General features: G+C 63.8%; 18 protein-coding genes and 1 pseudogene. 11 read left to right on the top strand and 8 right to left on the bottom strand.

The window, feature by feature from the left end:
• The first annotated feature begins 30 nt into the window (after nucleotides 1-30).
• Nucleotides 31-981, top strand: a complete 951-nt coding sequence (locus AB1495_RS10230; RefSeq protein ID WP_074635422.1) for a class II glutamine amidotransferase — start codon at nucleotides 31-33, stop codon at nucleotides 979-981.
• A 3-nt stretch (nucleotides 982-984) separates the two neighbouring features.
• The gene (locus AB1495_RS10225; RefSeq protein WP_074635420.1) at nucleotides 985-1,593 is read left to right on the top strand and encodes a poly-gamma-glutamate hydrolase family protein; all 609 of its coding nucleotides are present in this window, start codon (nucleotides 985-987) and stop codon (nucleotides 1,591-1,593) included.
• Here the strand turns inward: AB1495_RS10225 and AB1495_RS10220 are convergent.
• Entirely contained in the window at nucleotides 1,577-2,653 is a 1,077-nt protein-coding gene (locus AB1495_RS10220; protein WP_074635419.1) for an alpha/beta hydrolase, read from the bottom strand. The genes AB1495_RS10225 and AB1495_RS10220 overlap by 17 nt on opposite strands.
• Before the next feature lie 205 nt (nucleotides 2,654-2,858).
• Here AB1495_RS10220 and AB1495_RS10215 point away from each other — a divergent pair, with 205 nt between their 5' ends.
• The 4 genes and pseudogenes from AB1495_RS10215 (at nucleotide 2,859) to AB1495_RS10200 (ending at nucleotide 7,967) form a co-directional block, all read left to right on the top strand.
• Nucleotides 2,859-3,809: an asparaginase gene (locus AB1495_RS10215; RefSeq protein WP_074635417.1), complete on the top strand. Its 951-nt coding sequence runs from the start codon at nucleotides 2,859-2,861 to the stop codon at nucleotides 3,807-3,809.
• A 155-nt stretch (nucleotides 3,810-3,964) separates the two neighbouring features.
• A pseudogene (locus AB1495_RS10210) lies at nucleotides 3,965-5,397 on the top strand (alanine/glycine:cation symporter family protein).
• Nucleotides 5,398-5,560: 163 nt separating this feature from the next.
• Nucleotides 5,561-6,718, top strand: coding sequence for a trans-acting enoyl reductase family protein (locus AB1495_RS10205; protein ID WP_074635416.1), 1,158 nt, complete (start codon nucleotides 5,561-5,563; stop codon nucleotides 6,716-6,718).
• A 166-nt stretch (nucleotides 6,719-6,884) separates the two neighbouring features.
• A complete protein-coding gene (locus AB1495_RS10200) occupies nucleotides 6,885-7,967 on the top strand; it encodes an SMP-30/gluconolactonase/LRE family protein (protein ID WP_074635414.1) in 1,083 nt (360 codons plus the stop codon).
• A gap of 35 nt (nucleotides 7,968-8,002) precedes the next feature.
• On the opposite strand, the gene AB1495_RS10195 is transcribed toward AB1495_RS10200, so the two are convergent.
• Nucleotides 8,003-9,181 (bottom strand): aromatic amino acid transaminase, encoded by a 1,179-nt coding sequence (locus AB1495_RS10195; RefSeq protein ID WP_074635413.1) that lies wholly within the window; start codon nucleotides 9,179-9,181, stop codon nucleotides 8,003-8,005.
• Between the two features lie 5 nt (nucleotides 9,182-9,186).
• Nucleotides 9,187-10,107 carry a DMT family transporter gene (locus tag AB1495_RS10190; RefSeq protein WP_244268888.1) on the bottom strand — a complete coding sequence of 307 codons (921 nt, stop codon included), beginning with the start codon at nucleotides 10,105-10,107 and terminating at the stop codon, nucleotides 9,187-9,189.
• A gap of 114 nt (nucleotides 10,108-10,221) precedes the next feature.
• Here AB1495_RS10190 and AB1495_RS10185 point away from each other — a divergent pair, with 114 nt between their 5' ends.
• Nucleotides 10,222-10,680, top strand: a complete 459-nt coding sequence (locus tag AB1495_RS10185) for an Lrp/AsnC family transcriptional regulator (protein WP_074635411.1) — start codon at nucleotides 10,222-10,224, stop codon at nucleotides 10,678-10,680.
• A gap of 6 nt (nucleotides 10,681-10,686) precedes the next feature.
• Here AB1495_RS10185 and AB1495_RS10180 read toward each other — a convergent pair whose 3' ends face one another.
• A complete protein-coding gene (locus AB1495_RS10180) occupies nucleotides 10,687-11,160 on the bottom strand; it encodes a MarR family winged helix-turn-helix transcriptional regulator (RefSeq protein WP_074635410.1) in 474 nt (157 codons plus the stop codon).
• Nucleotides 11,161-11,256: 96 nt separating this feature from the next.
• On the opposite strand from AB1495_RS10180, the gene AB1495_RS10175 reads away from it, so the two are divergent.
• From AB1495_RS10175 to AB1495_RS10160, 4 genes are all read left to right on the top strand, one after another.
• Nucleotides 11,257-14,400: a 2Fe-2S iron-sulfur cluster-binding protein gene (locus AB1495_RS10175; protein WP_074635408.1), complete on the top strand. Its 3,144-nt coding sequence runs from the start codon at nucleotides 11,257-11,259 to the stop codon at nucleotides 14,398-14,400.
• Between the two features lie 118 nt (nucleotides 14,401-14,518).
• A complete protein-coding gene (locus AB1495_RS10170; protein WP_074635406.1) occupies nucleotides 14,519-15,574 on the top strand; it encodes a methionine ABC transporter ATP-binding protein in 1,056 nt (351 codons plus the stop codon).
• Complete coding sequence (locus AB1495_RS10165) at nucleotides 15,564-16,238, top strand: methionine ABC transporter permease (protein WP_009826399.1); 675 nt, start codon at nucleotides 15,564-15,566, stop codon at nucleotides 16,236-16,238. Before AB1495_RS10170 ends, AB1495_RS10165 begins: the two co-directional genes overlap by 11 nt.
• A 49-nt stretch (nucleotides 16,239-16,287) precedes the next feature.
• Complete coding sequence (locus AB1495_RS10160; protein ID WP_064217347.1) at nucleotides 16,288-17,064, top strand: MetQ/NlpA family ABC transporter substrate-binding protein; 777 nt, start codon at nucleotides 16,288-16,290, stop codon at nucleotides 17,062-17,064.
• A gap of 65 nt (nucleotides 17,065-17,129) precedes the next feature.
• Here AB1495_RS10160 and AB1495_RS10155 read toward each other — a convergent pair whose 3' ends face one another.
• From AB1495_RS10155 to AB1495_RS10140, 4 genes are read right to left on the bottom strand one after another with little or no spacing between them, the layout of a single operon-like run.
• On the bottom strand, nucleotides 17,130-19,031 hold the full coding sequence (locus AB1495_RS10155) for a beta-galactosidase (protein ID WP_074635404.1): 1,902 nt from the start codon (nucleotides 19,029-19,031) through the stop codon (nucleotides 17,130-17,132).
• Between the two features lie 6 nt (nucleotides 19,032-19,037).
• Nucleotides 19,038-19,883, bottom strand: coding sequence for an SMP-30/gluconolactonase/LRE family protein (locus AB1495_RS10150; protein ID WP_074635403.1), 846 nt, complete (start codon nucleotides 19,881-19,883; stop codon nucleotides 19,038-19,040).
• Nucleotides 19,880-20,488: a 2-dehydro-3-deoxy-6-phosphogalactonate aldolase gene (locus AB1495_RS10145; protein WP_074635401.1), complete on the bottom strand. Its 609-nt coding sequence runs from the start codon at nucleotides 20,486-20,488 to the stop codon at nucleotides 19,880-19,882. Before AB1495_RS10145 ends, AB1495_RS10150 begins: the two co-directional genes overlap by 4 nt.
• Nucleotides 20,485-21,399, bottom strand: coding sequence for a 2-dehydro-3-deoxygalactonokinase (locus AB1495_RS10140; protein ID WP_074635400.1), 915 nt, complete (start codon nucleotides 21,397-21,399; stop codon nucleotides 20,485-20,487). The genes AB1495_RS10145 and AB1495_RS10140 overlap by 4 nt, the downstream gene beginning before the upstream one ends.
• Nucleotides 21,400-21,402: the final 3 nt, after the last annotated feature.

Genomic DNA, 21,402 nt, shown 5'->3' with positions numbered 1-21,402 from the left:
GTGATCGACCCTTGATGTGATAGGAAAGCTATGTGCCGCGTTCTCGCCTATATCGGGCCTGAAATCCCGCTTGAAAGCCTGCTGATCAAGCCGGAGAACAGTCTGATCAACCAAAGCCTTGACCCCGAGCTGCACCCGAACCTGCAGCTCGCCGGTTGGGGCTTCGGATTATGGAGCGCGCATCTGCTGAAGCCCGAGGAACCGCTGCTGTATCACCGCCCCATGGCCGCGTTCCACGATGACAACGCCCCCGGCATCATCCCCAGCCTACAGGCCAGCACCATGCTCGCCCATGTCCGCGCTGCGGCCTATGATGCACGCAATGTGCTCGCGGACGAGAACTGCCACCCGTTCTCGTTCAAGGGTACCCCGTGGATCATCGCGCAAAACGGAGCCCTGCCCCATTGGCGGCTGCTGCAGCGCGAATTGCTGCCCCTGTGCAAAGACGATTTCCTACGGCAGATGAAAGGCACGACAGACACGGAATTCTTCTACGTGCTGCTGCTGTCCCTACTGGAAGGCGATAGCGATGACGACGTGCAGGCGGCGTTCGAGAAGCTGCTTGATGCCGTATTGCAGGCGATGCGCAAACTGGATCTGGTCGCCCTGACCAAGTTGAAGATCGCGCTGGTGTCCACCGACCGGATCATCGGCGTGAACTACGGGGCCGGCCACAAGGGCGAAACCGCGCCCGAAGGCGACTGGCAAGAGCTGCGCAAAGCCGGCCCCGGCACCGATGACTATTCCCTGTCAATGCTGCTTGAACCGATGTACCTGTTAATGGGCGAGAATTTTGAGGACTACGCCGACAGCTACAAGGTCGATGCCAGCCCCGAAGGCGAAGCGACCTCGGCCATTTTCGCGTCGGAGCCGTTGACCGAGGATGGGTCAGACTGGCTGCACATCCGCTTCGGAGAGATGGTAAGCCTGCGTCGCGGCGGCGGCAAGATCAGCAAGACGATCACCAAGCTGGACGTATAGACTATGGCCGACCGCTACCCCGATTTCGCCACGCTCGCCGCGGCGCATGAGCAGGACAGGGACTACCGTATCACCGTGCAGGATCGCGGCACGCGCGTTGTGGTCCTCGCGCCCCACGGAGGGAGCATTGAGCCCGAAACGGCAAGCATCGCGCGGGCTGTCGCCGGGGATGATCTGTCGTTCTATCTGTTCGAGGCGCTGCACGCCGGGGCGCATGGTGATTTCCACATCACCTCGCATCGGTTCGATGAACCTCGGGCGCTGGCGCTGGTGGCAGGGGCGGACACGTCGGTTGCTATTCACGGGCGCAAGGATGATGGCACCGACACGGTCTGGCTGGGTGGGCGCGACGAAACCCTGCGGGATGCTGTTGGCGACGCATTGCGCGCGGCGGGGTTCGGGGCCGCGCTGAATACGGCGCTGCCCGGCGTGCACCCCGGCAACATCTGCAACCGCACCCGCAGCGGCGCGGGCGTGCAGTTGGAACTGCCCCGTTCCCTGCGGCGCAGCTTGGCAGAGGATGGCAGGATGATGGCGCGCTTTGGTGCAGCGTTTCGGGCGGCCATTTCAGCGGCGGGTCTGGACGGCGACGGGGCTACCCGCCGAGCTTGATGCTCACCGGTCCGACCGACAGGGATTGCGGGGCCAGCGCATCGGCGTCTCGCAACCCCTTTATCAGCGCGATGGCAGAGGCCGAGGTGCCCGGCAGGAAGTGATTGCTGCCCGTGTCGGCGATGCCCGTCATATCCACCACGAAGACGCCAAGCCCTTCAAGCTGGTCCAGATCCTCTACCGATCCCAGACGCGCAGCCCCCCCTGACAAGCCCGACGACAGGCGCAACAGCCGGTCGTTTTGCGCGATCGCCACGGTAAAGGGCTGCGGCAAATGGCCAAGCGCATGGGCCTGCGCGCGGAACAGGTCCATATCGATATCGGGCGAAATCAGCGTCGTCGCAGACAAACGATCCAGCAGGGCGCGGTCTCCGCTCAGCGCGATCTGGCGCAACGTCTCCATAATCAGCAGCCCGCCCATCGAATGCCCCACCAGCGACACGCGCACCCCGTCCTCGCGCAGCAGGCGCCGCAGCAAAGTCGCCAGCGCATCGCGGGCGATCAGCACGCTGTCGCGGTCATAGGTATATTCGAACGGGTTCGCTGCTGAGGACCACGAAAAGTGGATCTGCGGCCCCTTGAGTTCATAGTCCCACGCCACCTGCGCATGACGGTATGCGGCTTTGGCAAAGCCGTTGTTATAGCCATGCACAAAGACCACCGCCTCTTGCCCCGGTGTCGACGCGGCGCGGGCGGCGGTGACCAGCGCCTCCAGATCCGGCAAGGTCTCTGCCCCGGTGAGGGCGAAATGGCGGGCGGGGTCGGCCCGCGATCCGCGGCTGCGTTCGATCTGCCCGACCGCGTGGTTCGGCGGGATCGAGATGGCAAGCCGCGCGAAATCCAGCGTTTTGGCCCGCCCCGCCCCATAGGCGATCGGCGCGGGATCGGCGGTGCGTGTGGTCGCAACGAGCAGCTTTTGCACGCCTGCGCCCACATCCGCCCCGGTACCTGCGCTGGCGTGGTCCGGATCAACGACAGAGAACCCGCCCTGCCCGCCACATCCGGCGACGGCACCCGCACTGGCAAGGGCGATAAAGTGGCGGCGGGTCGGTGTGCGCATCAGAGGGCCTTCCGGTCGTGTCGGGCGTATATACGCGCCGCCGCACCCTGCCCGTCAAGCCGGATGTCACGTCATGGCGGCTTTGGCCCCATGCGCCGACGGTCAGCAGGCTTGACAGCGACGGGCGCTTCTGGTCCGCCTGCGGCAGTTTTCGCAGGGCTCCGGACGGGGCATATTGGGCGGCAATCAACACAAAGGGCGCAGCATGGCGACACTCTTGATCCACACGGGCGGCACGATTGGCATGGCCCAGACCTCCGACGGCTTCGCCCCTCGCGACGGGGTGGTCGAAGATGCGGTCGCAGCGCTGGTGGCCAGCGGCAAGGTCACCGGAGAGGTCGAGGTGCTGCGCCTTGATCCGCTGATCGATTCCGCCCTTGCCACGGCGCAGGATTGGGCACGCATCGCGCAGACCATCCATCAGCATCGGGGCCGCTTTGACGGCTTCGTCGTGACCCACGGGACGGATACGCTGGCCTATACCGCCGCCGCCCTGTGCCTTGCGCTGCCCGGTCTGGCGCAGCCTGTGATCGTGACCGGCGCGATGCGACCGCTGACTGTGGCTGACACGGACGGCACGGCCAATCTGATCGATGCGCTTGCCGCAGCGCGTACCGCACCGGCGGGGGTCTGGGTGCAATTTGGCGGCAAACGGCTGCATGGCGGGCGGGTGCGCAAGGCCCATTCGCAAGCGCTGGACGCCTTCACCGCCGCGCCAACCGACAGGGAACCGCGTGTCACCGCCCCCGACCCGCAGCTCAGCCCCCTGCGCCCCCACGATGTTGCCCTTCTGACCGTCACCCCCGGTTTCAGCGCCGCCCTGCTGGATCATGCGGCGACCACCTGCGACGGGATCGTTCTGCGCTGCTTTGGCGCGGGCACGGTCCCCGACAGCCCCGCCCTGCGTGCCGCCTTGGGCAAGGCGCAAGGCAAGGGCGTGCCTGTCGTGGCCGTCAGCCAATGCGCCGAGGGCGGCATGCAGATCGGCACCTATGCCGCGGGCAAGGCGCTGCGCGACAGCGGGGTGGTCGACGGCGGCCAGATGACAGCCGAGGCGGCCTTCGTCAAAATCCACCTCGCGCTGAGCTGCTTTGCGCAGTTTGACGCGCAACACGCCTATCTGGCTGCGGATCAATGCGGAGAAATGGCCGATTAACGCGCGAAGGGCCAACCCGCTAGAGTTGAATTGCGAAATAACCTGTATAAGGATCAACGCACTAGACGTCGCACAGGGGCTGCGTGCTTCGCGCTGCGTCATTCGGCTTTACGCTTTGGCCAAGAACACCGTAAAACGCGGCAAAACAAAGGGACATGTATATGGAATTTCTACAAACGCTCTTCGGCTGGATCGGAGACTTCACCTGGGGATGGTCGCTGATCCCGATCCTCGTCATTTTCGGTATCTTCATCACCATTGCCACCGGTTTTGTGCAGATCGAATACTTTGGCCGCATGTTCCGCGTGCTGTCGAACAAGAACAACGCGGATGATTCCAACCAGATTTCAGCGCGCGAAGCCTTGCTGGTGTCGGTCGGTGGACGTGTCGGTGGCGGCAACATCGCGGGCGTCGCGGTTGCGATCACCCTTGGCGGCCCGGGTGCGGTCTTCTGGATGTGGGCCATCGCGTTGGTCGGTATGGCCACGAGCCTTGTCGAATGTTCGCTGGCACAGCTCTTTAACGCAAAGTCGGAGAGCACAGCTACCGCGGCGGCCCTGCGGCGGCCATCATCCACGGGTTGGGCAAGGAATACCGCTGGCTGGCAGTGATCTATGCGATCTGCCTGATTGCGGCCTTCGGTCTGGGCTTCAACGCGTTCCAGGGCAACACGGTTGCGGGGTCGATGCAGGACAGCTTTGGCATTGACCGTCTGTGGACCGGGATCGCGCTGGCGGTCATCTCGGGCTTTATCATCTTTGGCGGCATCCACCGCATTGCCAAAGTGTCGGACGTTGTCGTGCCGATCATGGCCATCGGCTATCTGGCAATGGCGCTGATCGTGATCCTGCTCAACATTACCAGCCTGCCCGGCGTGATCTATGACATCGTGACCAATGCCTTCGGCCTGCAAGAAGCCGTTGGTGGCGGTATGGGTGCTGCGGTTGCGCAAGGCCTGCGGCGCGGTCTGTTCTCGAACGAGGCGGGTCTGGGTTCTGCCCCGAACGTCGCGGCCACCGCCGAGGTGCGTCACCCCATCAGCCAGGGCATCACGCAGTCGTTTTCGGTCTTTATCGACACGATCATCATTTGCTCGTGCACGGCTTTCGTGATCCTGTTGGGGGATGTCTATGTCCCCGGTGCCGAAGGCATCGACGGTGTGGCCCTGACACAGCAAAGCATGGTGTCGCATCTGGGCACATGGGTGCAGTATTTCCTGAGCGGCGCGATCCTGCTCTTCTCGTTCTCGTCGATCATCTACAACTACTATCTGGGTGAAAACGCGATGACGGTACTGACCAAGAGCCCCTTGGGCATCCTCGGCCTGCGGATCGCGATCATCGCGATTGTCTTCCTGGGTGCGACAGCACCGGCGGCGACTGCGGTGTTCTTCTTCTCGGATCCGATGATGGGTATTCTGGCGTTGGTCAACTTGCTGGCGATCATGATGCTCTTCCCCGTGGCCATGCGCCTGCTGCGCGACTTCCGTCGTCAGCTGAAGGCAGGCGTCGAACGCCCCGTGCTGAACCCGGACGATTATGCCGATCTGGATATCGACCGCGAAGCATGGAAGCTCCCGGCGGAGTGATCCGGACGCATCTTACCTGAATTCGAGACGGGCCGTAGCATCTGCTGCGGCCCGTTTCTTTTGCCCCCCGACGCAGCGTTCTGAAACTCGGTAATGGTCAATACCGTCTGCGCTGTCCCATAGTCGGCGCAAAGACATGCAACCAATCGGGGAGGAACGGGACATGGCTGAATTCGATATCATCATCTACGGCGCGACTGGGTTTACGGGGCGGCTGGTCGCGGAATACATCCACGCGACCTATCCGGACCGACCCTGGGCGATGGCAGGGCGCAGCGCGTCCAAGCTGGCGCAGGTGCGCGACGAGATGGGCCTGCCCGCCGACACCCCCCTGATCGAGGCCGATGCCTCTGACCCGGCCTCGCTTGACGCGATGGTCGCGCGGGCGCGGGTGATCATCACCACGGTCGGCCCCTATCTGCTGTACGGCGAGCCGCTGGTCGCAGCCTGTGTCAAGGCGGGCACCGATTACGTCGATCTGTCGGGCGAGCCGCCCTTCATGTGGGACATGATCGAAAAGTACAACGACGCCGCCAAGGCCAGCGGGGCCCGGATCGTACACTCCTGCGGCTTTGACAGCATCCCCTTCGATATGGGCGTCTATTTCTTGCAGCAAGAGGCACAAAAACGCTTTGGCGCGCCGCTGAAAGACGTCAAAGGACGCGTGCGCGGGATGAAGGGTACGTTTTCTGGCGGGACGGCGGCGTCGGGTAAAGAGACGATGAAGCTGGCCATGGGCGATCCCGATGTGATGAAACGTCTGGTCTCGTCCTTCGCGCTGACACCGGGGTTTGAGGGGCCGACACAGCCTTACGGCAACAAGCCCTACGAAGACCCCGATTTCGGCATCTGGGTCGCCCCTTTCGTGATGGCGTCGATCAATACCAAGAACGTGCACCGGTCCAATATGCTGATGGGCCACCCCTACGGCACGGATTTCACCTATGAAGAGATGATGTTCACCGGCAAGGGCGAAAAAGGCGAGGCGATCGCCAAGAGCATCGCCAAATCCAACCCTATGGGCGACGATGATATCAAACCCGGCGAAGGCCCATCGAAAGAAGAACGCGACAACGGCAGCTATGACCTGATGTTCACCGGCACCTCCGCTGACAAAGAGCGGCTGACCGTTGGCGTCAAGGGCGACCGCGATCCGGGCTATGGCTCCACCTCCAAAATGCTGACCGAAGCGGCGCTTTGCCTGATCGAGGAAGCCGCCGACACCCCCGGCGGCGTGCTGACGGCGGCCCCTGCCTTTGGTGGTGCGATCATTGACCGGCTCACAGCCAATGCCGGGCTGACGTTCGAGGTAGAGAGCTAAGCAGCACCCCCTCGCGGTGGTCACCACTGCGGGGGATGCGACCTCGGCGCGGGCCAAAGCGCCTTACACAAACCGCGCGGCGTAGCCTCTTGCACCCGCCCGAGGGATCGGCAACCCTACGCTGTGCGCCACTACTTTGGCGCGAACTTTGGGGAGGAGATCACCGATGAAAAAACTATTTACACTACTGGGCATCGCCCTGCTGGCCTTGCTTGCCTACCTCGCGTTCTGGCCCGTATCCGTCGCCCCCGTCGCATGGGAGGCACCGCCCGATCAGGGCTACACCGGTGATTTCGCGGCCAACGACCGTTTGACCGCGTTGAAGATCGTCGAGCTTGAGGGCCGCAGCGGGCCAGAGGATGCCGATATCGGCCCGGACGGGCTGGTGCATGTCGCCACCCACGATGGTGAAATCCTGCGGATCGAAGAGAACGGGGCCATCACCGTCTTTGCGCAGACCGGGGGCCGCCCTCTTGGGATCGAATTTGACGACAGCGGCACGCTTTACGTCGCCGACGCCTATCGTGGCCTACTGTCGGTGGACCGCGGCGGCAAGGTGACCCTGCTGGCCGAGACGACCAAGGACGGCAGCCCGATCCTTTACGCCGATGATGTGGATATCGCCGCCGATGGGAGCGTCTATTTCTCGGATGCCTCGACCCGCTTTGGTGCTCAGGAGAACGGCGGCACGCTGGCGGCGTCCGTGTTGGATCTGGTGGAGCATTCGTCGAACGGCCGCATTCTGAAATACGACCCCGCATCGGGCGAAACGACTGTCTTTGCCGACGGTCTGAACTTTGCCAACGGGGTGGCGGTGGATGACGCGAACAGCGCGGTATTTGTGGTCGAAACCGGCAACTACCGCGTCTGGCGCTTCCCCATGGACGGCAGCGCAGGAACGGTGGTGCTAGAGAACCTGCCGGGATTTCCAGACAATATCAACAACGCCCCCGATGGCACATTCTGGGTCGGTCTGGTCAGCCCGCGCAACCCCGTCATGGATCAACTGGCAAACAGCCCCTTCCTGCGCCGCGTGATCATGCGCCTGCCCGACGCGATGAAACCCGCACCGCTGCGCTATGGCTTTGTCCTGCGAATGGATGCCTCGGGCAAAGTGCTGGAAACGCTTCAGGATCCGGCAGGGGACTATGCGTTGACCACGGGTGCCGTGACCCTGCCCGACGGGCGTATTGCCGTGACCTCCCTGACAGAGCCGCGTCTGGGGATGCTCGACGCCGCTCCGCGCTAAGGCCTACAGACGCCGTCCCAAGGGACGGGCCAGTCTCACGCCTGTGACACATCCCGAAGCGCCGCCGCGACCTGTTCGACCTGCGTGCTGCGCAGACCGGCGATATTGATCCGACCGGTGGCCGTGCCATAGATCGCGTGGTCACGGCGCAACCTCTCCATCTGGTCGGGCGCGAGGGGCAGCAGGGAAAACATGCCCTGATGGTGCCGCAGCGCCTGAAACGCGGGGGCCGCATCAATCGCGGCCAGCGCATCGGCCAACTGCTGACGCAGCGATTGGACACGGGCGCGCATGCTATTGAGCTCTTCCTCCCAGATGGCGCGGGTGTCAAAGACGTGGCAGGCGACAGCGGCACCATGTTCGGGGGGCATCGAATAATTCGCGCGGGTCAATGTCTCTAGGTGGCGGCCCACATGGGCGATGGAGGCCGCATCCGGCCCCAGCACCATCGCCGCCCCGATACGTTCGCAATATAGACCCATGTTCTTGGACCCGCTTGCCGCAACCATCGCCACGGGCACCGCATCGACCATCACCCGCAGCCCCGCCGCATCTGCGTCAAGCCCGCGGCCAAAGCCCTGATAGGCAATGTCGATCAACGGGATCAGCCCCCGCGCCGCGCAAAATCCGGCCAGCGCATGCCACATATCCGCATCAGGATCGATGCCCGTGGGGTTGTGGCAGCAGCCGTGCAGCAGCACCACATCCCCCGGCTTCGCCGCCGCCAGATCCGCGAGCACGCGGTCAAGATCCAGCGCGTCGCCCTTGGCCTGCCAGCGATATAGCTGCAGCGTCAGCCCGGCCCCCTCGAATATCGGACGATGGTTCACATAGCCGGGGTCCGTGCTCCAGACCGTGGTGTCGGGGCGCAGGCTGGCCAGCATATCTCCCAGCACGCGCAAGGCTCCTGTCCCGCCGACCGTCTGGATCACATGGCTGCGCGCGATCCGCGCGGGCGCATCGCCCAAGACCAGCCGCGCCATGCCCGCGTTGAACACCGCATTGCCCGCCAAGGCGCGGTAGGTTTTGGGGGCACTGTCCTGCGCCAAAGCGCGCTCGGCCATGCGCACCGCTTTCATATTCGGCGTGGCCCCGTTGTCATCGCGGTAGACGCCGATGACCATGTCGATCTTGTGGCTGCGCGGATCGGCGCGAAAGGCAGAGGTCAGTCCCCAGATTGGGTCTTCGGGAAGGGCGGCAAGCGCGTCGAGCATCGGGGTTACTCCTTGGGGCGGTTGGCCAGCATGACGCCAGCGCAAATGATGAGAACGGCCAAAATCGTGCCAAGCGTCAGGGCCTCGTGCAGCAGCGGCACGGCAAGCACTGCCGCAATCGCAGGGGCGAGCGACCCGATCGCGGCACATTTCGCGACACCAAGGCGGGCGATGGCGATGGCGTAGGTCAGGCTCGACACAAGGCCGACGCCGACCCCTTGGGCAAGGATGAACGGCATCGCCTCGGCCAGTCGCACCTGCGTCAGGTTACTGGGCAACACCCCCGTGGCGAGCAGCGGCAGCAGCACCAGCGTGGACGGCAGCGCCAGCACCAGCGCGCAGCCGATCGGGTCCAACCCGCTGCCCCGCAGCCCCAACGTATAGCATCCCCACAGCAGACTGGCGGATAGAAGCAGCGCCACGCCGGTCAAACTGCCTGCGGCCAAATTGCCCGAGGCCCCGATCAGCGCCGCCACCCCCACAAGGATGATCCCCAGCGGCAGCAGCACCGCAGGGCGCTGGCGGTAGATCACCCACGTCAGAACAGCCACCGACACCGGTGTCGTCCCGGCAATCAACGCCCCCACATGCGTGGCCGAGGTCTGCGCCCCGCCCATAGCCGCGAGCCAAAAGAACGGCAGCCCTGCCCCCGCCGCGATCATCAGCCAGCGATGCGCGGGCAACTGCCTTAACACAGCGATACGTTTCGGCAGGAAGGGTAAAAAGAACAGCGCCGGAATACCCGACCGGATCAGCGCCACATCGCCAAACGTCAGCTGCGCCCCGCTGGCGGCACGGGTGGACAGCGCGAACCCCGCCCAGACCAGCACGGTCACCGCAATCGCGAGATAGCCAACCAGGGGCCGAAGGGGGATCTGCCGCGGACCAAGTCCATGCGCGGCGGGCAGTGAGGGGGAACTGAGCATATTCGTCCTGCGCGTTGTATCTGCGCTGTTTTACGCTGTAACCACGGGCAGATGCTTGCTAATGATTGCGCGATATTATGAATTTCGGGCATATCCTGCCCTTAGAGGGCCAATATGGACATCAAAGATCGCGAGATCATCAAAGCGCTGCAGCGTAACGGGCGGCTGACCAATCAGGATCTGGCGGCTCAGGTGAATCTGTCGCCCTCACCCTGTTTGCGGCGCACCCGCGCGCTTGAGGAAAAGGGCGTGATCAAGGGCTATACCGCGATTGTTGATGAACGCGCTTACGGGCTGCCCGTGACGGCGCTGGTGCGCATCCGGCTAAGCAGCCACACGGGCGACGTGGTGAAACTGTTCGAGAAGAAGGTGCACGAGACCGAACAGATCCTCGATTGCTATGTCATCACCGGCAGCGAGGACTATCTGTTGCGCGTGCTGGTCGAGGATCTGAAAAGCTACGAGGAATTCGTGCGCCACAAGCTGCACAACATCCCCGGCATCGCGTCGATTGATTCCAGCTTTGCCTATGGCGTGCTGAAACAGTCGAACGTCTTTCCCGTGGTGACCTGAACCACCCTACGGATCGTCGAACCGGTCGTGAACCCCTTCAAGCAGCGTATCCAGCGCGGATAGGAAATGCGCCGCCGCTTGGGGGTCGAGCTTACCCAGAAACCGCGCCTGATGCGCGTCAACCAGCACCCGCGCACGCGCCAATAGGTCTTGCCCCGCCCCGGTCAGCGTGATCGCACGGGCGCGCCCGTCGCCTTCTGTCAGGTTCTGCACCAGCCAGCCTTTGTCGCGCATCTGCTTGAACGTCCGCGACGCCGTGGGGCGGGTGATGCCGATATTCTCGGCGATACCGGAGGGCGCGGTGATGCCTTCCAGCGCGATACTGGCCAAGACGCACCATTCCAACCGTGTCAGCCCAAGCTGCGAAAGCTCTGCATCCAGACTGGCACGCATAACCGCGGCCAGCCGCGACACGCGAAAGCCCAGCCTGTCGTGCAGACGATAGGAGGCAGGGGCAGAGGTGTTCTCGGGTCCGGTCATAAGGCATGAATACTTCATTTTTGCCGCACCGCTACTGTTTGCTTGCAAAATAGTTGATCTATGGCAACTATAGCGCCGAATTAAGAGGCAATACCCATGACCCCACGGCTGCGTTCCCGCAAAAACCGCCCCATCCATATGGGTGCCTACCCGACTGAAAAGCTGCGGCGGGCGGAGGGTGTTGCAGGGCCGGTGCCGGCCTTCACCCCCTTGGGGGTGACGGGCGACGCGCGTCCGCTGGCCCAAGCGACGCGGGATCACCGCGCCATGCTGGATGCGATCCGCGAGGGTCTGGTGAACAAGGCTTTGGCCGAGATCCCCGCCGATCTGACCGAGCGGGCGCAGCACCTCAAGGCGTTTGCCCATTTCAACGATGCGACGATGGTGGGGATTTGCAAACTTGCCCCCGACCACCATCTGGCACAGCCCCTGCGCAATGCGGATGTGGCGCGGCTGGCGCAGGATTTGCAGACGCGTCAGGTCAAAACGCTCGCCTCTGGTGTGGATGCGATCATGGCCGACCTGCGCGACTCCGTCACCGCACCCGAGACGGATATCGCAGGCCATACCCATGCGCTGGTGCTGCTTGTCGCGCATCCTCGCACGGTCGAGCAGGATGAACCCGGTGCGACATGGATCGCGGGGATGGAGGATCACCGGTCGTCCCTATTGGCCGCGGAATCGGCGGCGGTATTGTCGAATTACATCCGCCTGCTGGGGCGTCCGGCACGCGGGCATACGATGACGGCAAGCGATGTGGACCTGAACCAGCTGGCGGTCGCGGCGGGTCAGGCGCTGCCCCAAGACGGGCAGCTGACCGCCCCTTTTGTCGGCACGCGTTTTTCGCTGGCCGCCGTTACCATGGCGATGGATCTGGCCTGTGACCGCCCTCTGGCCACCGCTGCCCTGCCCCGCACGCCGCCCGCCTATGCAACACGGCGCTTTGTCGATGGCGCGCAGCCTTTCGAAAAGCTTAAACGTGTAGACAGCCCCACGACCTATATGGACGAACCGCGCATCCCGCGCCTGCCCAAGCGCACCGATATGTTCAGCCGTGCGCTGTTCGGGGACATGGGCAAAAAGCTGCAGGACGGGGCCACCGGCGGGCGCTACATCCGCAAGACGCCAACCTCTATGGCGCAGCGGCGCGCGCTTGGGGCCTTTGGTCTGCTGCAAGACGGGCAAGCTGCCGAGACGCAAACCGCCCTCGCCCCGCAACAGGCGGCAGAGATGGTCAAGGCGGTTGCCTATTTCCTGGCGGCCGATGCCGTGGGCGTCAGCCGTTGTCCCGATTGGGCATGGTACAGCCATGACGCCACCGGCACCGCGATCGACCCGCCCCATGATCAGGCGATCAGCCTCGTGATCGATCAGGGTTTCGACACGATGGAGGGGGCCTCGGGCGATGACTGGATCAGCGTGGCGCAATCCATGCGCGCCTATCTGCGGTTCAGCCTTGTGGGCGGCGTGCTGGCGCAGTTGATCCGCGATCTGGGGTATCCGGCCAAGGCGCATACGGTGATGGATGGCGATGTGCTGCAACCCCCGCTGCTGCTGCTGTCGGGCTTGGGCGAGGTCAGCCGCATCGGCGAAGTCATCCTGAACCCCTATCTTGGCCCGCGTCTGAAATCGGGCGCGGTGACGACCACCCTCCCGATGACCCATGACAAGCCGATCGACTTCGGCCTGCAGAAATTCTGCGAAAGCTGCCAGAAATGCGCGCGGGAATGTCCCTCGGGGGCGATCACGGCGGGGCCGAAGCTGATGTTCAACGGCTACGAGATCTGGAAATCCGACAGCCAGAAATGCGCCACCTACCGGATCACGACCGAGGGCGGCGCCATGTGCGGGCGCTGCATGAAGACCTGCCCGTGGAACCTTGAGGGGATCTTGGCCGACAGCGTGTGGCGCTGGACCGCGATGAAGCTGCCCGCCACCGCGCCAGCGCTGGCCAAGCTCGACGATCTGCTGGACCGTGGCGACATCAACCCCGTCAAGAAATGGTGGTGGGATCTGGAGATGCAGGACGACGGCGGCTACCGCCCCACGGACAAGCCGGTGAACACCCGCGGTCTGCAAAAAGACCTGAAGCTGCGCGCGCAGGACCAGACGCTGGCCGTCTACCCTGCGCCGCTTGCCCCGCATCCCTACCCCTACCCCGACACGATGGACCGCGAGGCCGGTATCCGCGCCTATGGCGCGATGATCCCCGCCGCCACACACCGCGCGCGGGTCGCAAGCGGAGACACGCAGGGGCTGGTCCCTGCGCTCAAGCCCTTGGCGGATAGTCCGGTATTGCCGCTGACCGTCACCCGCGCCGATGTGTTAAGCGACGGCATCACGCGCTATGAACTGCGCGATCCCGACGGGGCCGATCTGCCCCTGTGGCAGGCAGGGGCGCATCTGGATGTGGTGATCGCGCCCGAATACCTGCGCCAGTATTCCATGTGCGGCGATCCCTCGGACCGGTCGCGCTATGTCATTGCCGTCCAGCGCGAGGATCAGGGCCGCGGCGGCAGCGCCCTGATGCACCGTATCTTCACGCAGGGGCGCAAGATTTTCGCCGCCCGCCCGATCAACCATTTCCCCCTGACCGAAGACGCCCCCTTCAGCGTGTTGATGGGCGGTGGCATCGGTATCACCCCGATGATCGCTATGGCGCACCGCCTGCATTATTTGGGCCGTGACTTCGCGCTGCATTATTCTGCCCGCACCGCCGCTGATCTGGCCTTTGCGACCGAGATCGCTGCCGCCCCTTGGGCCGCCCATGCCGTGCTGCACGTCAGCGATCAGGGCAGTCGGGCAGAGTTTGACACGATCCTGTCGGGCCATCCTGCGAGCAGTCACGCCTACGCCTGCGGCACCCCTGCCTATATGGAGGCCGCAATGACCGCCGCCGCCCGCGCGGGCTTGGCCGAGGATCAGTGTCACATCGAATATTTCGCCGTCCCCGAAGCCCCCCCGCGCGAGAACCACAGCTTTACGGTCCATCTGGCCAAGACCGGCAAAGACATCCACGTCCCCGCCGACCGCAGCCTGTCCGATATGCTGACAGAGGCAGGCGTGCCCGTGGATGTGAAATGCGCCGACGGGATCTGCGGGGTTTGCGCTTGCGGGCTGGTCGAGGGTGACGCCGATCACCGCGATTATGTGCTGTCACAGGCGCAGCGTGAAACCACGTTGATCACCTGCCAGTCGCGCGCGGCGGCAGCGGGGGGGCATCTGGTGCTGGACCTGTGAAAACCTAGCGTTCAGCACATCGGTAAAGTCAGGGCGGGTATGCGAAAACTGCGCTTGCAATACCCCCTGCCTTTCTGTCTACGGGCGCCACCGCAACCGACCGCAGGCTGGACCGATCATGACAGAACCCAACGGCGCTTCGATCACGTTCGAGAACGTGGGCAAAGCCTATTCCAAATCCGGCGGCACGACTGTCACGGCGCTTGAAGGCGTTTCTCTGGCGATGGAGCCGGGATCAATTACCGGCATCATCGGACGGTCGGGGGCTGGCAAATCGACGCTGCTGCGCATGGTCAACGGGATCGAACAGCCCACGACGGGCTCGGTTCTGGTGGGCGGGCAGAATGTGGGGGCTGCAAAAGGGTCCAAGCTGCGTGCGATCCGTCGCGATGTGGGGATGATCTTTCAGCACTTTAACCTGCTGGCCTCGCGCAGCGTGGCGGGCAACATCGCCTTGCCGCTGGAAATCGCCGGTGTGCCGTCCTCGCAAATCAAACCCCGCGTGGCCGACCTGATCGAACGCGTCGGACTTAGCGCGCACGCCACACGCTATCCGGCAGAGCTGTCGGGCGGGCAAAAGCAACGCGTCGGGATCGCCCGCGCCCTCGCCACCGGCCCCAAAGTGCTGCTGTCGGACGAGGCGACATCCGCGCTGGACCCTGAAACGACGCAAACGGTGCTGTCGCTGCTCAAGGACATCAACCGCGAACTGGGGCTGACCATCCTACTGATCACCCACGAGATGGCCGTGGTCCGTGACATCGCCAGCCACGTCGCCGTGATCGACGGGGGCCGCATCGTCGAACATGGCGAGACCTACGATATATTCACCGCGCCTCAGCATGCGACCACACGGTCTTTCCTGTCGGGGGTGACCGGCGTCACCCTGCCCGCTTTCGTCAAGGATCGTCTGGTCCCAAACGCCCCCGCGCAGGGCGGCGAAGAGGTGATCCGCGTGACTTTTGCAGGCCAGCACGCCACCGACCCGATGCTGGCGCGGCTAACGCAGGACATGGGCATTCCGGTCAATATCCTTGCCGGCGCGGTCGAGGAAATCGGCACCCGCCCCTTCGGCAATCTGCTGGTATCGCTGCCTGTGGCCAAAGCCGCAGAGGCGCGTTCATTTTTGGAAAGCCACGGGCTTATGACGGAGGTGCTTGGCTATGTCGGCTAACCTTATCAACCTACTGATCGAGGCCACGGGCCAGACGCTTTATATGGTCGCCATCTCGGCGCTGCTGGGGACGCTGCTTGGCCTGCCCTTGGGGTTGTTTCTGGCGACCTCGCAACGCGGCGAACTGCTGTCGGCCCCGTGGGTCAACAAGGTGCTCGGGCTGGTGGTCAATGCCACGCGGTCGGTGCCGTTCATCATTCTGGTGGTCGCGATCATCCCCTTCACGCGGATGGTTGCGGGCACGTCGATCGGCACGACAGCCGCGATTGTGCCATTGACGATTGCCACGGTGCCCTTCATCGCGCGCCTGGTGGAAAACGCGATCCGCGAGGTTGACTCCGGCCTGATCGAGGCGGCGCGCGCCATGGGCGCGACCCCGTTGCAGATCATCCGCAAGGTGCTGCTGCCCGAAGCGCTGCCCGGTATCACGCTTGGCCTTACACTCGCCATTGTTAGCCTGATCGGCTATTCCGCCATGGTCGGTGCCGTGGGCGGCGAAGGCCTTGGCGATCTGGGCATTCGCTATGGGTATCAACGGTTTATGCCCGACGTTATGGCTGTTGTCGTGATCATCCTCATCGTCTTGGTGCAGCTTGTGCAATCGATCGGCGAACGCATCGCAGCCGCTGTCGACAAACGCGCCACCAAAAGCGGCGGGCAATAGCGCCCGTCTCCTCCTCCCAATTTCGTTTCCCAGTTAAAGGAGCATATACATGCTACGCATTGCGACCCTGACCTCTACCCTCGCGCTTATGGCGACATCGCTGATGGCCGAGCAGATCAAAGTCGGTGTTTCCCCCGGCGAGCACGCCGAGATCATGGAAGAGGTCGCCCGTGTGGCCGAACCCATGGGCCTTGAGATCGACGTTGTCGAATTCTCTGACTATGTGGTGCCGAACCAGGCGCTGGCCGATGGCGACATCGAGGCGAACTCCTTCCAGCACGTGCCTTACCTTGAAGCACAGATGAAAGACCGCGGCTTTGCGCTGGCTGTTGTGGGCAACACGATCACCACGCCGATGGGCATCTATTCGGACAAAATCACCGATATTGCCGCGCTTGAAGAAGGCGCGACCTTTGGCATCCCGAACGACCCCACCAATGGCGGGCGCGCGTTGCTGGTGCTGCAACAGCTTGGCATGATCAAGGTCGACCCCGCTGCGGGTCTGGTGCCCACCGTTCTGGACATCACCGAGAACCCCAAAGACCTGTCGTTCAAAGAACTCGACGCAGCGCAGCTGCCCCGTTCGCTGGCCGATCTGGATGCGGCGCTGATCAACACCAACTACGCCATCGCCTCGGGTCTTAGCCCCAAGGAAGATTCCATCGCGATGGAAAGCGCCGACAACCCCTATGTGAACGTGATTGTTGTGCAAGAGGGCAAGGAAGACGCGCCTTGGGTCAAGACCCTGCTAGAGGCGTATCACTCGGACGAAATCAAAGCTTTCATCGACGAAAGCTACCACGGGACAGTCATTACATCGTGGTAAAATGACGCGCCGGATACCGCCAATGATAGGGCGGTATCCGGTATCTTGGGGTGCGCCCCCCGTGGTCAGACCGGCACACGCAGAACACCTGCGGCAGGCAGTTCGACACCGTGGCAGGCCACTTTTGTATCTGAATAATTGAACCAGAACCGTTCGCCCCCCGTCGTGCGGGTACGTACCCCTTCGGGCATCGGCAGCAGGTCAATCCCTGCCTCGCCGCACAGACCGCTGATGAATTGGTCGAGCGTGTCCTCATCCAGCCAGCCCCCCAGATAGATCTGCTGCCCGTCGCGCATGGCAACCGGCTCTGCGTCAGTGGTCTGCAAGATCACCTCTGCCGTGCCGTCCAGCACATCACGGTAGCGGATCACTTTCCCACCGCCCTCCAGCGGCACGAAGATGTCATGCCGCAGGCTTTCGACCTGCGTGACCGTCACGTCCAACCCGTCGATTGCGGGGGGCAGCGGCACGGGGATTGCCATCTCGGACGTGCGCGCGCCGCTGCGGGGGCCATAGACGACCGTCGCCGCGCTGCGCGCCAGCGCCTGCTTCAGAGCGTCCGGCATGTGCATCATCCCCGGTGCCATCACCAGCCCGTAGCCGTCAAAATCGCGGCAGGTGGCGGGCAGGATATCGACCGACAGCCCCTGACGCCGCAGCGCCTTGTAGGTGTGAAAGACCAACCCGAAATAGCTTAGATCCGCACCATGGGGCTGGGTCGCCCATGCGAAATCCGCGTCATAGTCGAACAGCAGCGCGACCGGTGCCTGCGCGGGCTGCACATCCGGAGCCTTGGCCATCTCTGCGCCGACCTGCCGGACCTCCGCCATCGCGAAGGCGTCGGCACTGTCGGGGCGCAGCAAGCCAGCGTGCAGTTGCTCTTGGGCGAAAGGGGCCTGTCGCCAGCGGAAATAGCACACCGCTTCGGCCCCGTGGGCGAAGGCCTCCCATGTCCACAGACGCACCATACCGGCCAGTGGCACGGGGTTGTGCGGGGCCCAGTTGACCGGCCCCGGCTGCTGTTCCATCACCCACCAGCGCCCCTTGCCCACGGCGCGGTAAAGATCGTGGTGGAACGCCTGAAAGTCGGGGTCGCCCTGCCGCGCATAGCGGTGCTGTTGCGCCGCATCCGCGCCGACCCGATCCTCGAGGAAACCCAGCGGGTAGCTATCCCATGTGGCGATATCAAGATTTTCCCCCACCGCAAAATGGTCAAAGTCAGTGATCCGGCCCATGTAATTATGGCTCACGGGGGCGGCGCTGTGCGCGCGGATCACGTCAAGCTGAAGCCGGTTGAATGCCACCACCTGATCCGAGCTGAACCGCCGGAACGCCAGACGATGCGCAGGGTTGGCTTCGGTCACGGTCAGATTGGGCGGGTCGATGTCGTCGAAACTGTCGTAGTCCATCGACCAGAACGTATTCCCCCACGCGGCATTCAGCGCGGCTGGGGTACCATAGCGTTGTGCCAGCCAGCCCCGAAAAGCATGGGCTGCCGCATCACCATAAGAGATCACCGTGTCGTGGCAGCCGTATTCATTGTCGATCTGCCACGCCGCCACATGGGGGTTCGCGCCATAGCGTTTGGCCATCAACGTGGCAATCGTGACGCATTCCTGCTGATAGCCTTCGTGGCTGAAACAGTAGTGCCTGCGCGACCCGAATTTGCGCGGACGCCCTTCAATATCCACGGCAAGCATGTCGGGGTGGCGTTTCAGCATCCAGCGGGGCGGGGTGGCGGTGGGGGTGCCCAGCACAACCCGCAAACCGGCAGCCCCCAAAACCTCGATCGCGCGGTCCAGCCACGCCCAGTCATACTGGCCGGGTTGCGGTTCTAGCTTGCTCCATGAAAACTCGCCGATGCGCACCCATGTCAGGCCCGCTTCGACCATGCGGCGGGCGTCGGCTTCCCACATCTCTTCGGGCCATTGTTCAGGGTAATAGCAAGTCCCTAGGGTTCGTTTCATCACGCCTCACAAAATTATCCGGTGTTCCCGCTGGCCTCGCACGTCCGAGGCAAGCTGGAAGGTCTGGCCATCCTCCGCCCCGTCGCGGCCCTGCGCGGCTGAGGTGACAAAGAGCGTCCGCAGATCCGCACCGCCAAAGGCCGGACAGGTGGCCTGCGCTGCGGGAATATCAACGGTCTGCAACAAGGTGCCATCGGGGCTGTAGCGGGCGACCTGCGCGGCCCCCCATTGCGCGTTCCACAGGCAGCCGTCGCTGTCGACAACCGCGCCGTCGGGGTTACGCTTGTCTTTCTTGAGATCGACGAACACCTCTGGCGGGGCCGAGGGCCAGCCCTCTGTCGCATCAAGGGGCACGCGCATGATCTGGCGCGTGGGCGTGTCGGTGTAATAGGCAAATCGTCGATCGGGCGAAAAGCAGATCGCGTTCGAAATGGTAATCTCCGCGAAAAGCAGTCGCAGCGCGCCCTTGTAGTAGCGGTAGATCGCCCCCGCCCCCCGCTCTGCGTTGAAGCCCATTGTCCCGATCCAGAACCCGCCCCACGGGTCGGCGCGCCCGTCGTTGGATCGGGTCAGCGGCTGATCCGCCTCGAGTGGCACGACGAGGGAACGCTCCTCTCCGTTTAGGTCGAACCGCCACAACGCGGTTTCGGACGCGACAAGCAGGGTATCCCTATCGATCCACCCGGCGGCAGAGACGCATTCGTCAAACTGCCACGACAGCGTTTTGTCGCCCTGCCGCGACATCAGGGTTTTGCCGAGGATGTCGAACCAGAACAGCTGGCCGCGTTCGGGGTGCCACAGCGGCCCCTCGCCCAACGCGCACGCCCGCGCATCAAAGAGTGTGGCGTTCAAGAGAGGGCCGCCTTGTCATAGGCCCTTACCGCCGCGCGCGCGCTTTGCGCCACATCAGCCGCGCTTTGCCCCGGTTTATACAGACTGGACCCAAGGCCAAAGCCCGTCACCCCTGCCGCAAGCCATTCCGCGAAATTCGACGGGCCGACGCCGCCAACCGCATAGGTTTCGGTCTGCGCCGGAAGCACCGCCCTGATCGCCTTGAGCCCTTCGACCCCCAGCAGGAACGACGGAAACAGCTTGAGCCCATCGGCCCCGGCCTTAAGCGCGGCAAAACATTCCGTGGGCGTCATCACACCGGGATAGGACATCATGCCCGCCGCCTTGCTTGCCGTGATAACAGAAGGGTCCGCATTCGGAGAGACAATCATCCGCCCCCCCACAGCCCCCACAGCCGCGACGTTTTCAACGTCCAGCACCGTGCCCGCACCGATCAACGCGTCGGCCCCATAGGTTTGGGCCATCGTTTCGATGGATTTCAGCGGTTCTGGCGAATTCAGCGGCACCTCGATGCGGGTGATGCCTGCGTCGATCAAGGCGGCGCAGATGTCGGCGGCCTCATGCGGCTGGATGCCACGCAGAATGGCGATGATATTGCGGCTCATACAAGGGCCCCTTTCAATGAACGATAGGCAGAGGTCAGGCCCGCCAGCGTCAGACCCGCGTTATCCAGTGTTTCGGCCTGCACCCCCTGTGCGGCCAAAGCGTTTCGGTAATGCGCCGCGACGCTGTCTGCGCCCAGAATGGCGACATGGCGGCCCAGCCAATAGGGGCGCGTGCCGGCCAGCTCCAGCCCCACAAGCAGCCCTGACAGCCGCGCCCGCGCCGACCCTGCGGGTGTGCCCTGCAACAGCCCCCCTGCACGGAGGCCGAACAGTCTGGAGGCGAAGCTTTGCGGGCTGTCCATCGCCTGCGTGACGCCGTCGATAAAGCTGTCCTCGTCCCACTCTGCCGTGGTCACCGAATGGCGCAGGACCGACTGGCTGGCCAGCAGCGCGAACATCTCGCCGGTCATGCACGTCTGGAAGCTCACGATCTCGCCCGCGCTGATGTGGACCCATTTGGTGTGGGTGCCGGGCAGACAGAGGATGCCGTCAAACGCCGGCTGACTGTGCAGCACCCCTGCGATCTGGGTTTCCTCGCCGCGCATCACGTCAGGGGCAGCCATCTGTTTCACGCCGGGCAGGATGTGCACTGCGATCCGCGGGTCATGGGCTTGTACCGCAACCGCCGCCCGCGCATCCGGAGGCGCGCAGGGCGTGGCGACATAGGCGGCCTCGCGCCAGCCTTCGCGGGCGCCCACCATACCCGCGCAGATCACTGGGGTCACATGGTCCGGATTTAGGTAGGGGTCTATCAACGAAAGCAAGGCAGGTTCGAACCCGTCCTGCGTCAGCCCCGCCATCCCCTTGTCAGACCTGTCAGAGGCAAAAGGCTTGCCATCGGCCCCCATCATCCAGACCCGCAGGTTTGACGTGCCCCAATCGACAGCGATCCATTCAGCGTAGTGTTGCACGGT

The sequence above is a fragment of the Sulfitobacter pontiacus genome (genome assembly GCF_040790665.1).
GTDB classification, from domain to species: Bacteria; Pseudomonadota; Alphaproteobacteria; order Rhodobacterales; family Rhodobacteraceae; genus Sulfitobacter; species Sulfitobacter pontiacus.
The sequence above is the reverse complement of the archived record's forward strand: the minus strand, read 5'-3'. Positions and strand labels throughout refer to the sequence as shown.